General features: G+C 61.7%; 13 protein-coding genes. 3 read left to right on the forward strand and 10 right to left on the reverse strand.

The features are described from left to right. Positions 1 to 17 precede the first annotated feature (17 nt). From D3Y59_RS06590 to D3Y59_RS06600, 3 genes are all read left to right on the forward strand, one after another. Positions 18 to 494: an Mpo1 family 2-hydroxy fatty acid dioxygenase gene (locus D3Y59_RS06590; protein ID WP_119446358.1), complete on the forward strand. Its 477-nt coding sequence runs from the start codon at positions 18 to 20 to the stop codon at positions 492 to 494. Between the two features lie 231 nt (positions 495 to 725). Continuing rightward, entirely contained in the window at positions 726 to 3,830 is a 3,105-nt protein-coding gene (locus D3Y59_RS06595; protein ID WP_119444332.1) for a nidogen-like domain-containing protein, read from the forward strand. Positions 3,831 to 3,949: 119 nt separating this feature from the next. Then, on the forward strand, positions 3,950 to 4,117 hold the full coding sequence (locus D3Y59_RS06600; protein ID WP_394340470.1) for a PID-CTERM protein-sorting domain-containing protein: 168 nt from the start codon (positions 3,950 to 3,952) through the stop codon (positions 4,115 to 4,117). An 83-nt stretch (positions 4,118 to 4,200) separates the two neighbouring features. On the opposite strand, the gene D3Y59_RS06605 is transcribed toward D3Y59_RS06600, so the two are convergent. The 10 genes from D3Y59_RS06605 to D3Y59_RS06650 all read right to left on the reverse strand — a co-directional run bounded on the left by D3Y59_RS06605 (position 4,201) and on the right by D3Y59_RS06650 (position 13,896). Then, positions 4,201 to 4,938 (reverse strand): phenylalanine 4-monooxygenase, encoded by a 738-nt coding sequence (locus D3Y59_RS06605; protein ID WP_119444333.1) that lies wholly within the window; start codon positions 4,936 to 4,938, stop codon positions 4,201 to 4,203. A 264-nt stretch (positions 4,939 to 5,202) separates the two neighbouring features. Next, positions 5,203 to 6,099: a DoxX family protein gene (locus tag D3Y59_RS06610; protein WP_119444334.1), complete on the reverse strand. Its 897-nt coding sequence runs from the start codon at positions 6,097 to 6,099 to the stop codon at positions 5,203 to 5,205. A 60-nt stretch (positions 6,100 to 6,159) separates the two neighbouring features. Beyond that, positions 6,160 to 7,404, reverse strand: coding sequence for a helix-turn-helix domain-containing protein (locus tag D3Y59_RS06615; protein WP_119444335.1), 1,245 nt, complete (start codon positions 7,402 to 7,404; stop codon positions 6,160 to 6,162). Between the two features lie 75 nt (positions 7,405 to 7,479). Continuing rightward, positions 7,480 to 8,508, reverse strand: coding sequence for a bifunctional 3-deoxy-7-phosphoheptulonate synthase/chorismate mutase (locus D3Y59_RS06620; RefSeq protein ID WP_119444336.1), 1,029 nt, complete (start codon positions 8,506 to 8,508; stop codon positions 7,480 to 7,482). Between the two features lie 68 nt (positions 8,509 to 8,576). Next, positions 8,577 to 9,389 carry a tryptophan synthase subunit alpha gene (gene trpA / locus D3Y59_RS06625; protein ID WP_240410556.1) on the reverse strand — a complete coding sequence of 271 codons (813 nt, stop codon included), beginning with the start codon at positions 9,387 to 9,389 and terminating at the stop codon, positions 8,577 to 8,579. A 46-nt stretch (positions 9,390 to 9,435) separates the two neighbouring features. Then, a complete protein-coding gene (gene trpB / locus D3Y59_RS06630; protein WP_119444337.1) occupies positions 9,436 to 10,620 on the reverse strand; it encodes a tryptophan synthase subunit beta in 1,185 nt (394 codons plus the stop codon). A gap of 13 nt (positions 10,621 to 10,633) precedes the next feature. Continuing rightward, a complete protein-coding gene (locus D3Y59_RS06635; protein ID WP_119444338.1) occupies positions 10,634 to 11,326 on the reverse strand; it encodes a phosphoribosylanthranilate isomerase in 693 nt (230 codons plus the stop codon). 14 nt (positions 11,327 to 11,340) lie between these two features. Beyond that, positions 11,341 to 12,174 carry an indole-3-glycerol phosphate synthase TrpC gene (gene trpC / locus D3Y59_RS06640; protein WP_119446361.1) on the reverse strand — a complete coding sequence of 278 codons (834 nt, stop codon included), beginning with the start codon at positions 12,172 to 12,174 and terminating at the stop codon, positions 11,341 to 11,343. A 99-nt stretch (positions 12,175 to 12,273) separates the two neighbouring features. Beyond that, positions 12,274 to 13,266, reverse strand: a complete 993-nt coding sequence (trpD, locus tag D3Y59_RS06645) for an anthranilate phosphoribosyltransferase (RefSeq protein WP_119444339.1) — start codon at positions 13,264 to 13,266, stop codon at positions 12,274 to 12,276. Between the two features lie 42 nt (positions 13,267 to 13,308). Continuing rightward, a complete protein-coding gene (locus D3Y59_RS06650) occupies positions 13,309 to 13,896 on the reverse strand; it encodes an anthranilate synthase component II (RefSeq protein WP_119444340.1) in 588 nt (195 codons plus the stop codon). Positions 13,897 to 13,919 lie beyond the last annotated feature (23 nt).

Genomic DNA, 13,919 nt, shown 5'->3' on the forward strand with positions numbered 1-13,919 from the left:
ACTCCACCAACACCGCTATGCCCACTGCCACCCTCTCGTTGTTGCTGCACGAGTACGGCGAAAGCCACCAGAACCCCACCAACAAACTGGTGCACTGGGTTTGCGTGCCGCTGATTATGTTTTCGCTGCTGGGTTTGCTGTGGTCGGTGCCGGTGCCGGAGGCGGTGCAGCGCATCAGCCCGTGGCTCAATTGGGCCACGTTGGTAATGGCACTGGCCGTGGTTTACTACGTGCGCCTTTCGGTTCCGCTGGCCCTAGGTATGGTGCTGGTAAGCACGGCCATGGCGCTGGCGCTGCGCGCCGTGGAGGCCCAAGCCCCGCTCCCGCTGTGGGCCGTGTGCCTGATCGTGTTTGTGCTGGCCTGGGTTGGTCAGTTTTGGGGCCACAAGGTGGAGGGCAAAAAGCCGAGCTTCCTGAAGGATGTGCAATTTCTGCTGATCGGGCCGTTGTGGCTGCTGCACTTTGTGTACCGCCGGTTGGGCTGGGCCTACTGATGAGCTAACCCGCTGATTTTATTGCTGATTGCTTGGCTTGAGCGCGCCCCGCCCCTGGTTCTGCTCCGAATCAGCAGCGGGGCGCTTTTGGGTCTGCAATGCCCGACAGGGCAGTAATGGTGCGTTCTGGCTTGCCCTGATAAATTCAATTAAATATTAATTTAAGCTTACATAACACGCGCTGGGTACGTACTTTTTGGTCTTATTGTCAAAAGAGTTTTCCCCCAATTTATGCTACCAGCGTTACGCTTTTTGCAGCAGTGGCTTACGGTGGGGTTGTTGGCTGCTTTGCCAGTGGCCGCAACCCTAGGTCAGGCAGCTCCCCGCACCACCGATCCGGCCAAGGCAAACCCCGAGTACAACGCCCGCAAGCGGCAGTTGGCCGAGCTGCTGCGCGGCAAATACCCACCACCGGCCGCCGCTCGGGCTACCCCGCGGCCCGGTGCGCAAAGCCGCACCGCGGCAAGCCTGCCTCCCTGCGCCGAGCCCTTCGACGCTGCCAACCCCGCAGGATGGACGCAGGTGGAGCGCGGCGACGACCCCTCGCTGGGGCCCATCGCGCTGGGTTTTGGGTTTCAGTATTTCGGCACCACCTACACCCAGGTGTACATCAACACCAACGGCAATATCACCTTCAACAGGGCCTATCCGGCGTTCAGCTCGTCGGGCTTGCCCATTCGTGAGTCCGGCGACGAGGACATAGCCATGCTGGCGCCGTTTTGGGCCGATGTGGACACCCAGAACGATAACGGCGGCGCTGTTTGGTACCGGCTTTTCCCCGACCGCCTGGTAGTTACCTACGACCGCGTTGGCTACTACCTCGAGCAGGCCGATAAACTGAACACCTTTCAGGTTATCATCCGGGCCAACACGGCACCGGGGTTTGCCGGCGACGACGTGACCTTTGCCTACGGCGACATGCAGTGGACCACGGCCATCAGCTCCGGGGGTTCGGGTGGTTTTGGCGGCCAATTGGGTGCCGTGGTGGGCGGCAACGTGGGCGACCAGCAAAATTTCTTCGAGTTCGGTAGGTTCAACCAGCCGGGCAGCGCCCCACCCAATATGCCCGCGCCCAACTCGCCCGGCGGCATCGATTGGCTCGACAACCAATGCATTGGCTTTCAGGTGCGCAGCCGCAACAACCCGCCCGCGGCTGTGGGCCTGGCACAGAGTACTACTTTTATGCTTAACCAAGGCGAAACCCGCAGCCTGACGGCGCAATTCTTTGGCTCGGAAGGCAACCAAAACGTAACCGTTACGCCTAGCCTGGGCGGCCTGTGCAACGCCACGGCCAACCTGGCCAACAACGATTCGCCCCACCCCACGCTCAACTTCAGCGTAACGGGCGCGGCCTGCAACGTTGGGAGCAACACGGTTTCGTTTCGGGTGCAAGACAACGGCACGCCCGCCCAAACGCAAACCTACACCGTTACGGTGGTGGTGAGCCCGGGCGCCAGCGCGGCCAGCGTATGGACGGGCGCAGCCAGCACCGATTACAACGACCCGGCCAACTGGAGCAACAACCGCGTGCCCTCCGCCACCGACGACGTGAGCATACCATCCGGCGTGCCGCGCATGCCGCTGGTAAGCAGCACCGGCGCCGCTCGCAACCTGAGCATTGCCACGGGCGCCGCGCTTGGCGTGGCCGAGAGCGGCGCCTTAACCATTACCGGCAACCTTGCTAACAACGGTACCCTAGGTGGCTTGGGCACGCTGCTTGCCAATGGGCCGGCCGCGCAAACGCTATCCGGCAGCGGCAGTGTTAGCGTGGGCAGCCTCACGGTGGGCGCTGCCGGCGCGCAGTTAGCCGAGCCAGTTGCCATCAGCAAACTCCTGACCTTAACGGGCAACCTGGCGACGAACAACAACCTGACGCTGCTTTCCTCGGCCAATGGTACGGCCACGGTGGTAAACCTTGGCGCAGCCGAAATAACGGGCAACGCCCGCGTTCAGCAGTACATCAGCGGCGCCCGAAACGGCGGTTTGGGTTACCGGCACCTAGCCTCGCCGGTGGCTGGCAGCAGCATTGCGGGTGTGCAGGCAAGCGGCCCGGCCGGTTTTGCGCCAGTGGTAAACCCGGCCTACAACACCGCTCCCCAGCCGGGCAGTGTTATACCCTTTCCGAACCTGTTTTTCTACGAGCAGTCGCGGGTAACGGCCAGCGGCCGGGGCGCAGTGGCCGATTTCGACCTAGGCTGGGTTTCGCCGGGCAGCACCGCCGAATTGCTGGTGCCGGGCCAAGGGTACACCGCCAACATAGCCCCCAACCAAATTATCAGCTTTGCAGGCCAGCCCAACAACGGCACCATTGCCCGCAACGACCTAGGACGCAACGCCGCACCCCAAGCTGGCTGGCATCTGCTCGGCAACCCCTACCCCTCGCCCATCGACTGGAACCTTACCTACGCTGGCGCCACCAACCTCGAGAACACCGTGTACGTGTTCAAATCGAACGGTCCGTACTCGGGCAGTTACGCGAGCTACGTGGCGGGCAGCGGGGTTTCCACCAACGGCGGCAGCAATATTCTGCCGGTGGCGCAAGGGTTTTTCGTGCGCACGAGCACACCGGGCGCAAATGGCAGCCTCACGTTTACCAACGCCGCGCGCGTTGCTGCGCCCTCCAATGCACCGCTCGAGCGCACCACCCATACACACGCGCTTGCCAAAATCAGCCTGAACGGTGCTGGCACCTCCGATCAGGTTGCGGTGTACTTCCGGGCCGGCGCCACGCCCGCGTTCGATTCGGCTTTTGATGCCCACAAGCTTTCGGCCGGTGGCAACATGCTGGCCATCGGCGACAACCCCAACGCGCTGCTTTCCATCAGTGGTTTGCCCTTGCTGGGCTCGGCTCCCGTGGCCGTGCCGCTGCTTACTTACCTAGGCGCGGCCGGCAACTTTACCCTGAAGGCCGACGAGTTATTGAACCTGCCCGCCGGAACTGCCGTGCACTTGCTCGATGCTGCCACCGGCGCTGTGGTCGACCTTCAGAAACAACCCACGTACGCCTTCGCTGCCGAAGCCGGCCTGGCCACCTCCCGCTTTAGCTTGCTTTTCACTCCGGCCCGTCCGCTTGCCACTGCAGGCCTAGGTGCACAGCTTGAGGCAGAGGTGTTTCCGAACCCAGCCCACGACCGACTTTGGATACGCTTGCCCGCGGGCAGCCAAATCGCAGAGGCCGTGCTTTTCAACTCTTTGGGACAAGCGGTGCAGCGTCAAACCATACCCGGTGGCCAAGAGCTGCGCGCCATGCCGCTCCAGCACCTAGCCCTTGGCATATACACGCTCCACTTGCACCTAGGCCAAGCGGTAGTCGTCAAGCGCGTGGTCGTCAATTAGTGGCCTCGTACATTTGCCATTGTATACTTTTCTGAAGCCAATTTCCTATGTACCGCCATTATGTTTCGGCCAGGCTCAAATCGCTTTTTATGCGCATTACAGTGCTTGCGCTGCTTGTGATGCTTGTGAATTCCGTTTCGGCACTGGCCCAGGGCCCTGGCACTGGCGGCCCAACCCCCAACATCCCCAATCCCCCTACCGAAATTCCGATCGACGGCGGGGTGTCGTTGCTTGTGGCTGCAGCTGGCGCACTCGGCATTCGGCAGCTAACCCGGCGCCGCCGCTAAGATTTTTAACGGACAAGTGCCCAAAAAGGCCCGCTGGCAGCGGGCCCTTTTGGGCACTTGTCCGTTGGGCAGCAAGCCCGAGCTTATCTCTGGTCGGCCGATACGGTGGCGCCCACGTTTGCGGCCGTAAGGCGCACCGCTAGCTCGGCCGTTGCGTCGGAAAGCTCGGCCCAATTGGGCAGCACAAAGTACGTCGCCTGAAACCCCTCGCGCACTACGGGCGTGGCTACCACGGCCGCTACCTCAAGGGGCTGACGTACTACTTCCTCGCCAAGGCAATGGTGCAGCTCCGAAGCCGACGACAGCAAACCGGCACCGAACACGCGCAGTTGCTCGCCCTCCTGCACCAGCCCAAACTCGGCCGTGTACCAAAACAGGCGCACCAGCTCTTGCACAGCGGCCGCATCGTGGAGGTGGTGGCGCGCTACCTGCCCAAAATGCTCGAGCCAAGTGGCCCACTCGGGGTCGGTGAGCATGGGCAAGTGGCCAAAAGCATCGTGAAACAAATCGGGCCCGGCAATGTAGTCGAACTGCTGCATGGAGCGCACCCACTGCGTAACCGGGTACCGGCGCTCGGCCAGCAAAGCCAGAAACGTGCGGTCGTCGACGCGGCCCGGCGCGGGCACCACGTCCCAGCCGGTGTGTTGGCGCAGGCGTTGCCCTAGGTCATCGAGGTTGGGGGCAGCGTCGCGGGCGAGGCCCAGGCGAGTGAGCCCGGCCACAAACGGCGCCGCGGCCCGGCGGTGCAGCAGGGCGGTTTGGCGGTCGAAGAGAACCTTCCACACGAGGTGGTCTTCGGCAGTGAAGTGAGGGGCTTGCATACGAACTACTTAGGCAGAAAAAAAGCCCGGCCTCCGTTGAGCGGAGCCGGGCTTAGTTGATTTCAGAGAAGGAAGAGTAGCTGCGGTAGCTTCATTTTCTCACATGCAACGGCACGACTCCGGCCCCGTGAATGGGCTGGACGTACAGCGTAAAATTGCATTTGATGGACTGGTGCAGCATGACTACCACAAAAGTAGTAAGAATTTGCAACGATGCAACTTCGCCTAGGTTCGAGCCAAAATTATTGGGAAAGTGCGGGCTGCTTACTCGGCTTTTTGTCGCTGCCCTACTGGTTCGGAGGTCATGCTCAGTCCCTCGCCCCGCGTGATGGTCAGCGCCAAATTGGCTTGCTGATTGGTCGAAGAATTGACCAGCACCGCCGCCGAGCCGGCCGTAAACCGCAAGCTGGCCCGCGCGCCCGGTTGCAGCGTGGCCTTGCCGAAAATACCGCCGCCGCGGGGCCGCTCTTTGATTTCGACCGGCACTTTGCCTTTGTTCAGGGCCTCTACCTTAAAGGTGCCCTCCTGCGAGCCGCCCAACACAAACTGCTTGCCTGGCTCGATGAACAAATCGGAATGCACCGTGCCGGCCCAACTGTTAAAGGCAATCAGCAGTGCGCAAACCACTGCTGCCCCGGCCGCCCAGGCCGGTTGGCGGTTGCCGAGTTGGGCGGCTGCTACGGGCTCGGCCGCAGCGGCCCGCCGGCCGATGTAGTAATCAAGCGAATAGCGCCCGGGGCCAACAGCCGTTATAACCATAAAGGCCCAAAACAACAGTTGTTGGTAGTACATGCCGGTGATGGGCGACGGGTCTTCGTACCACAGAAATGCCACCACGAAAAACTGGAACGCTAGCTGCAGCCCGCTCCAGCGGGTAAACAAACCTAGGGCAATGAGCAACCCGCCCGCAAACTCGCCCCACACGGCGGCGCCCGCCCAGAAGTAGGGCGACGGGAACGTGAACCCAAGCCCTGCCACTTGCTGCACAAACCAGTCGGGCGGGCCGGGTACCTGGGCATTGGCTACGGCCGCCAGGTTGGTGAGCTTGGGCAGCCCGGCGCCATCGGCAATGGAAAGCCCTAGGTGCAGGCGAAACAAAAGCCAGGCGGCATCGATGGCGCGAGTGGGCAGGGCCGCGGCTGAGAACAAGAGCTTTTTCATGGCAAGGCAGTGAGTTGTTTGAACAGCCCAAAACTGCTTTAGCTACACCCCGAAAGCGCTTCAGGTTATGATTCGGGACGACGCAATTTGTGATTTGAGCCGCGTAGCCGCCTCACTAGGCGTTTCGCCCTTAAGCTTTTTGAACACCCGGTTGAAGGTAGATTTGGAGTTGAAGCCCGACTCCAACGCAATGCCTACCAGCGTATAGTGCTGGTACTTGGGGTCGGTTAGCAGGCGCTCGGCCTCTCCTACCCGGTAGCTGTTCACGAAGTCGTTGAAGTTTTGCCCAAAGCCCGCGTTGATGACCTTCGACAAAGTGGTGGTGTTGGTTTGCAGGCGGGTGGCCAAGTCACCGAGCGATAAGTCGGGCTCGAGGTAGGGCCGCTCGGTGAGCATCAGCTGCTCGAGGCGCTCGGCCCAGCGGAGTTGCTCGGTGGTGGGGGCATCGGTTATGGGTTCGGGTGCCGTTTTTACAACTAGCTCGGGTGCTGCCGGGTCGGCCCCCACCGGTTGTGGCTTGAAATGCAGCGGCACGCGCCCGTGGTGCTGCGCTTGCCACCCGCCGATGCTGAGGTAGTAAATGATGAGCCCCGTGAACAAGTAGCCGTACCAGAACTGAACGTACGACAGCCCAGCGCCGAAATCGACCAACGAAAAAGCCACCGACACTACGGTGCCCACCAGCACGGCCACCAACGCATGGCGCAACCACCGGAAACGCCGCCGCTCGGTATCGGAAAAGTTGTCGTTGAGGTAGCGGGTGTACTGCCGAAACTCCCGGAGCGTGAAATACCCGTAGGCACCTAGCGAAATGTAGTTGAGCAGGCTGGCCACATCGTGCACGGCAACGATGCTGATGAGCGCGCCCTTGGTGCCAAAATGCTCGGGCAAAGGCTGCCCCAGCGCGCGGTGCTGCACCAGTACATCGGCCACGAAGCAGAACACATGCCAGGCCACGTAGGCAGCGGCCGGCGCAAAATGCCACAACTGACCTTTGCGCAGCCGAAACTGCTGGTTGGTAAGGTTGCGGAAGTAGAAATAGAACAAAGGCCCCGCCCCTAGGTGAAAAGAGAACGGGAAGTAGAACATGAAGGTGGAGTACGCGTTGTGCGCGTCGTACCAGCCGGCAAACCCCAGCATCCACTGCGCTACGTTGGCCGTGTACAGCAAAATCAGGAGCCCCAGCCAACGGTCGGCGGGCTCCTCGAGGCGCCAGCTGCGCACCAGCAGCAGCACCCCAAACACGATGCCTTGCACAAAAAACGGCAGCAGCAACGAGCTATACGGGCTAAACTCAAACAACATAAAACGAAGGAAGGGCCGGATGAGGCTATTTCCAACCTCAACCCGGCCCTTTCTGCATTGTTTTGCCGAGCGGTGCTACACCAGCTCGCGTTCAATCAGCTCTTGGCGCAGCGCGTAGGTGCGGCGCATGGCCTCCACCAGCCTTGCCGATTCGTCGAAATCGAGGGTTTGTTGGCCATCCGAAGCGGCGCGCTCGGGCACCGGCGCGGTTTCGTACAAAATGCCGTCGGCACCGGCCATGATGCCGGCCAAAGCCAGCGGGGCCACGTGCTCGCGCAAGCCAATGCCGTGCGAAGGATCGACGAACACCGGCAGGTGGGTTTTCTCTTTCAGAATGGGTACTGCGTTCAGATCGAGCGTATTGCGCGAAGCCGTTTCGAAGGTACGAATGCCCCGCTCGCACAAAATGATGTCCTCGTTGCCGCCCGAGAAAATATACTCGGCCGAGTGCAGCAGCTCCTCGATGGTGCCCGATACGCCGCGCTTCAGCAGCACGGGCTTGTCTACGCCACCTAGGGCGTCGAGCAGGTTGAAGTTTTGGGTGTTGCGCGCGCCCACCTGAAACACGTCGACGTAGTCGTACATCTCCTCTACTTGCGACACCTGCATTACCTCCGTTACGATGCGCAAGCCGTGCTGGCGGGCCAAACGGTAAAAGTCGCGCAGGCCAGCCAGGCCCAAACCGCGGAACGAGTACGGCGACGAACGGGGCTTGAACACGCCGCCGCGCATCAGGCGCACACCGCTTCGCACCAGGTGCTGCATCACGGCCTCCATCTGGCCTTCGTTCTCGATGCTGCAGGGGCCAGCCACAATGCTCAGCGAGCCTTCGCCTAGGTGAATACCGTCGCCGAGGTCAAGCACGGTGGGGTGCACGCGCCACTTGCGCGACACCAGCTTGTAGTCGTCGGACACGCGATGCACGTCGCGCACGCCGGGCAGGGACGCAATGCGGCGCAGGTCAACGTCTTGCGGACCTAGGGCCACGAGGTAAGCCGCGCGCTGCGTATGAACCGGAGTGACTTTGAAACGCAGCTGGCGCAGTTCAGCAACCAAGGCTTCTTGTGCAGCAAACGTAAGCTGGGGGTCGAGGTGAATTATCATGGACCGCTGATGTGGGTCTGGGGAAAGTTTCAGGTGATTGCAGAAGCCCGTTGGCCGCTGCTTAGGTGCTAGCGGATGCTTTGAACAAATTGGCGAGCGGCGGCGTGCGGGTCGTCGGCGCCTTCTATGGCGCGCAGCAAGGCCGAGCCGATGATGGCGCCGTTGGCGTGCTGGCAGGCCTGATTGAACGAGGCCCGATCGGCAATGCCAAAGCCTACTAGGCGCGGGTTGCGCAAGTTCATTTGGGCAATGCGCTGCAGGTAAGCGTCCTGCGCGGTTTTGTCGGCGGTTTGGTTGCCGCCCGTCAGGCCCGGGCCCGACACCAGGTACAGGAACGCATCGGTTAGCTCGTCGAGGCGGCGGATGCGAGCTTCCGAGGTTTGCGGCGTGATGAGGAACACCTTGCGTAGGTTATAGCGGCGGAAGGTTTCCTGGTAGAAGTCGGCGTACTCTTCGGCGGGCAGATCGGGCAGGATTACGCCATCGATACCTGCTTCGGAAGCGCGGCGGCAAAAATGCTCCATGCCTAGCTGCATCACGGGGTTCAGGTAGCCCATCAGCAGCAACGGCGTATCGGGCAAATGCTGCCGAACGCCCTGCAGCTCATCGAGCAAACGGCGCAGCGTCATGCCGTTGCGCAAGGCCACGGTGCTGGTTTGCTGAATCACCGGACCGTCGGCCAAGGGGTCGGAAAAGGGTACGCCTATTTCCAGAATATCAGCACCGGCATCGGCCAAGGTGCGCAGCAGCGGAACGGTGTCGTGGAGGCCGGGGTAGCCAGCCGTAATGTATAGGTTGAGCAGCCCCTGCGACTTGCGCGCAAAGAGGTCGGCGAAGCGGTTGGTCTGAACCACGTTATCGGGCTGAGTTGCGGTTTGCACGGTGCCTGATTGTTGAGTTGAGGGTTGGCGCGGCAGCGCGCATATACTAGGCTAGGTGCAGCTCGCGCAGGTAGGTCTCGAGGTCTTTGTCGCCGCGGCCCGACAGGTTAAGTACCACCACATCCGTGGGCTTCAGCTCGAGCTGATCGAGCGCCGAGAAAGCGTGCGCCGTTTCGAGCGCCGGAATGATGCCTTCGAGGCGGCTGCAGAGCTGCGCAGCTTGCAGGGCGTCTTCGTCGGTAACGGCCACAAACTTAGCGCGACCCGAATCGGCCAGAAAGGCGTGCAGCGGACCAATACCGGGGTAATCGAGGCCAGCCGAAATGGAGTGCGGCTCGGTAATCTGCCCGTGCTCGTCCTGCATCAGCAGCGTGCGGCTGCCGTGGATAATACCCGGCCGACCCAGCACTGAAGTAGCGGCCGATTTATCGGTGTGCACGCCGTGGCCGGCAGCTTCCACGGCTACCAACTGCACGGTGGGCTCGTCGAGGAAGTGGTAAAAGGCACCTGCTGCGTTGGAGCCGCCTCCTACGCAGGCCACCACATAGTCGGGCAGCTCGCGGTCGGCTTGCGCGAGCAGCTGCTTCCGGATTTCTTCGCTTATCACCGACTGCAAGCGCGCTACCAAATCGGGGTACGGGTGCGGGCCCACCACCGAGCCGATGATGTAATGTGTATCGGTGGGGTTTGAAATCCAGTCGCGGATGGCTTCGTTGGTGGCGTCTTTCAGCGTTTGGCTGCCGCTGGTGGCGGGCCGCACTTCAGCCCCCAGCATGCACATGCGGGCCACGTTGGGCTTTTGCCGCTCCATATCCACGGCGCCCATGTACACAATGCACTCCAGCCCGCGCAGCGCGCACACTGTCGCCGTGGCTACGCCGTGCTGGCCGGCTCCCGTTTCGGCAATGATGCGCTTTTTACCTAGGCGCTCGGCCAGCAAAATCTGACCCACGGTGTTGTTCACCTTGTGGGCGCCGGTATGGCACAGGTCTTCACGCTTCAGGTAAATAGTAGCTCCGTAGCGCTCCGAGAGGCGCTTGGCTCGGAACAGCGGCGTGGGCCGACCAACGTAGTCGCGCAGCAGCTGCTGGTACTCCTGCTGAAAATCCGGATCGGCCAGAATGCCTAGGTATTGCTCGCGCAGCTCCTCCACGTTGGGGTAGAGCATTTCCGGGATGAAAGCGCCACCAAACTGGCCGTAGTAGCCGCGGGCAGTGGGTTGAAAGGACATAGTTGGTGTGGTGTTAGCGGATGGATGTAGCCGCCGGGCGCAGCTGGCTCAGCGTTTCGCGGAGCAGCGCCGGGTTCTTCAGGCCAGGTGCTTGCTCGAGCTTGCTGTTGAGGTCGAAACCAGCTAGGCCGGGTAAGGTTAGGGCACCGGCTGCAGCAGCATTGTCGGGTCCTAGGCCGCCGGCCAGCAGGTAAGGCGTGGGCAGGTGGTAGCGGCGCAGCAGCTCCCAGTTGAAGGCTACGCCGTTGCCGCCAGCAGCGGGCCCGGCCGTATCGAACACAAACAGGCTGCAGTGCGGCACGTAGGCCTCTAACTGACTGAAGTCGAACGACTCCCCTACTCCGAACGCCTTGATAACCGCGAGGCCGGCCGCAGCCAGCTCAGCGCACTCGGCCGGCGTTTCGTGGCCGTGGAGCTGCACAGCATCAAGACCAAAGTGCAAAGCAATTCGCCGGATTACGGCTGTGCGCTCGTTTACGAACACTCCTACTTTGATAACCGAAAGGCTGCGCATTTGGGCGGCATCCAGGGTATCCAGCGCATAGCGCGGCGACTTCGGGGCGAAGATGAAGCCCAGCATGTCCACCTCCTGCGCAACCACTTGGGCTACGTTGTCGGGGTACTTCAGGCCGCATACCTTCACCAACGGCCGGTTAGCCGATGCGGTAGGCAGTGCAGTGGTCAGCAACGAGTGAGCAGCAGTCATGGCCTCGGCAACAGTTAGCGCACGGTTTGCAGTTCGCGCAGCTGCTGAATAAGCGCGGCGCAGGCTTTCTCGGGGCGGCTGTTGCGCATGAGTGTTTCCCCGATCAGGAAACCATCAAACCCAGCTTGGCGCAGCACCTGAATGTCGGCGGCGGTGCGCAGGCCGCTTTCGGCTACCCGACCTAGGCGGGCGGGCAGCAACTGGGCCAGCTCCAACGAGCGTTCGATGTTCACCGAAAAGTCGCGCAGGTCGCGGTTGTTCACGCCCACCAGGTCCACGGCCTCAATGGCTACGTCGAGGGTGCGCAGCAGCTCTTCGCGGTCGTGCACTTCGAGCAGCACCTCCAGCCCTAGGTCCTTGGCAAACAGACCTAGGCGACGTACCTCAGTAGGCTCGAGCACGCTGGCAATCAGCAGCACGGCATCGGCACCAATGCTGCGGGCTTCGAGCAGTTGGTATTCATCAATCACAAAATCCTTGCGCAGGATGGGGCACAAGTTGAACTTGCGGGCCGTGGTCAGGTCGTCGTTTTTGCCGCCGAAGAACTCGGTATCGGTGAGGATGGACAATGCCGAAGCCCCGGCCATCATGTAGCCTAGGGTGGTACGCTCCACCTTGGCAAACTCGTTGATCCAGCCTTTCGAAGGCGAGCGGCGCTTAAACTCGGCAATGATGCCGCTGAGCTCGGGCCGGCGCAGGTAGCCTAGCAACGACAACGTAGGCGAGTTGAAGTACTGGCTGCGCTCGAGCAGCGTGGTGGGCACCAAGCTGCGGCGCTCGGCTACCTCCTGCTGTTTGTGGGCCACAATGCGGGCGAGTACATCGGGGGGCGAAATGGTAGTGCTCATGTCGGTTGCCTTGGGCTGCGTGCTCGGGCTTAGGTGCGCGGGCGGCAGTGGCAAGGCATATGTGATGTGTTGAAGAATCGGGAGTAAGCTGGCCTTGGGTTAGGTGTTCAGCAAGGTGGTAAAGGCCTGCCGCGCCCGCCCCGAATCGAGCGACTCGTAGGCGGCCTCCAGCGCATCGGGCAGGCTGATGTTGGGGTTGATGCAGGTGATACCTAGGGCGGCATTGGCGGCTACCACATCGCACTGCGGGCGGGTGCCTTTGCCATCGAGCACATCGCGGAAGATGCGGGCCGAACCTTCCACGGAGCGGCCGCCTACCAGGTCTTCGGTGCGGCACACGGGCAGGCCGAGTTCGGCAGCCGTCAACAGCCGCTCGCCCTCGTCGGAAGTAGCAATTTTTGCGTCGCCGGTAAGCGAGAGTTCGTCGTAACCATCGAGGGCGTGCACCACGGCGTAGCGGGTGCCGCTTTCCTGCAGCAAGTATTGGTACAGTCGCAACAGCTCGAGGCTATACACGCCCAACAGCTGCGCCGTAGGGCGAGCGGGGTTGATGAGCGGCCCCAGCATGTTGAAGAACGTGCGCACGCCTAGGTCGCGCCGAACCGGCGCAATGCGGCGCATAGCCGGGTGAAACGCCGGCGCGTGCAGAAAGCAGATGTTGGCCGCCTCCAGCTGATGGCGCAGCCGATGGGTTGGCGAATCGAAATCGTAGCCGAAATAAGCTAAGATATTAGAAGCCCCCACCGACGACGACACGCCAAAATTGCCGTGCTTCACCACCTTATACCCAGCACCGGCCACCACAAAGCTGGCCAGTGTGCTGATGTTCAGGGTTTCTTTGCCGTCGCCGCCGGTGCCCACGATATCGAGCACTTCGTGGGTGCCCAGCTCCGGGTCGCGGCACAGTTCAAGCAGCGCATCGCGGAAGCCAGCCAGCTCGGGCACCGTAATGGGGCGCATCCGAAAAACGGTCAGCAGGGCGGCAGCTTCGGCGTCGTTCACCTCGCCCTGACCTAGGCGCAGCATCAGCTCGTGGGCCTCGATGCGGCTTAGGTTGTGGTGTTCGAACAGGGCAGTGAGCAGTTGTTTCATATGTGCGGGTGAGCGTAGGCTCGGTTGATGCTTGCGGATTGATTACTTAGCGGCCGGCAGGTCGTGTAACCAGTTCTGCAGCAATCGGTGGCCGTGCTCCGTCAGGATGGACTCGGGGTGGAACTGCACGCCCCGCACGTCGTACTGGCGGTGGCGCAGCGCCATGATTTCACCTTCCTCGTCAAACGCCGTGGCCTCCAAACAGTCGGGCATGGTGTCGGGCTTCACCGCCCACGAATGGTAGCGTCCTACCCGAAAACGCTCGGGAATGCCGGCAAACAGCCGCTCGCCGGGTACCGATACCGTAGCGTCGGTAGCCACGCCGTGGCGCACCGCGCTCAGGTTAATCAGGCTAGCCCCGAAGCTTTCGGCAATGCCCTGATGACCTAGGCACACGCCCAAAATGCGTTTGGTTGGGGCGTAGCGACGGATAAGCTCCGGCATCAGACCAGCCTCCGAGGGAATGCCCGGGCCGGGCGACAGCAGCACGGCATCGTACTGCTCTACTTCATCCAGGTCGAGTTGGTCGTTGCGGCGCACGGTAATCTGGTCGCCGTAGCCCAGTTCGCGCAGCACCTGCACTAGGTTGTAGGTAAACGAATCGTAGTTGTCGAAAACGAGAATAGACATCGGTCGGCAGGTTCTACAGAGGT

Source organism: Hymenobacter oligotrophus (assembly GCF_003574965.1).
Taxonomy (GTDB): domain Bacteria; phylum Bacteroidota; class Bacteroidia; order Cytophagales; family Hymenobacteraceae; genus Solirubrum; species Solirubrum oligotrophum.

Coding starts and splice junctions, on each gene's coding strand:
- D3Y59_RS06590 (WP_119446358.1), top strand. CDS start 18: ATGCCCACTGCCACCCTCTCGTTGTTGCTGCACGAGTACGGCGAAAGC.
- D3Y59_RS06595 (WP_119444332.1), top strand. CDS start 726: ATGCTACCAGCGTTACGCTTTTTGCAGCAGTGGCTTACGGTGGGGTTG.
- D3Y59_RS06600 (WP_394340470.1), top strand. CDS start 3,950: ATGCTTGTGAATTCCGTTTCGGCACTGGCCCAGGGCCCTGGCACTGGC.
- D3Y59_RS06605 (WP_119444333.1), bottom strand. CDS start 4,938: ATGCAAGCCCCTCACTTCACTGCCGAAGACCACCTCGTGTGGAAGGTT.
- D3Y59_RS06610 (WP_119444334.1), bottom strand. CDS start 6,099: ATGAAAAAGCTCTTGTTCTCAGCCGCGGCCCTGCCCACTCGCGCCATC.
- D3Y59_RS06615 (WP_119444335.1), bottom strand. CDS start 7,404: ATGTTGTTTGAGTTTAGCCCGTATAGCTCGTTGCTGCTGCCGTTTTTT.
- D3Y59_RS06620 (WP_119444336.1), bottom strand. CDS start 8,508: ATGATAATTCACCTCGACCCCCAGCTTACGTTTGCTGCACAAGAAGCC.
- trpB (WP_119444337.1), bottom strand. CDS start 10,620: ATGTCCTTTCAACCCACTGCCCGCGGCTACTACGGCCAGTTTGGTGGC.
- D3Y59_RS06635 (WP_119444338.1), bottom strand. CDS start 11,326: ATGACTGCTGCTCACTCGTTGCTGACCACTGCACTGCCTACCGCATCG.
- trpC (WP_119446361.1), bottom strand. CDS start 12,174: ATGAGCACTACCATTTCGCCCCCCGATGTACTCGCCCGCATTGTGGCC.
- trpD (WP_119444339.1), bottom strand. CDS start 13,266: ATGAAACAACTGCTCACTGCCCTGTTCGAACACCACAACCTAAGCCGC.
- D3Y59_RS06650 (WP_119444340.1), bottom strand. CDS start 13,896: ATGTCTATTCTCGTTTTCGACAACTACGATTCGTTTACCTACAACCTA.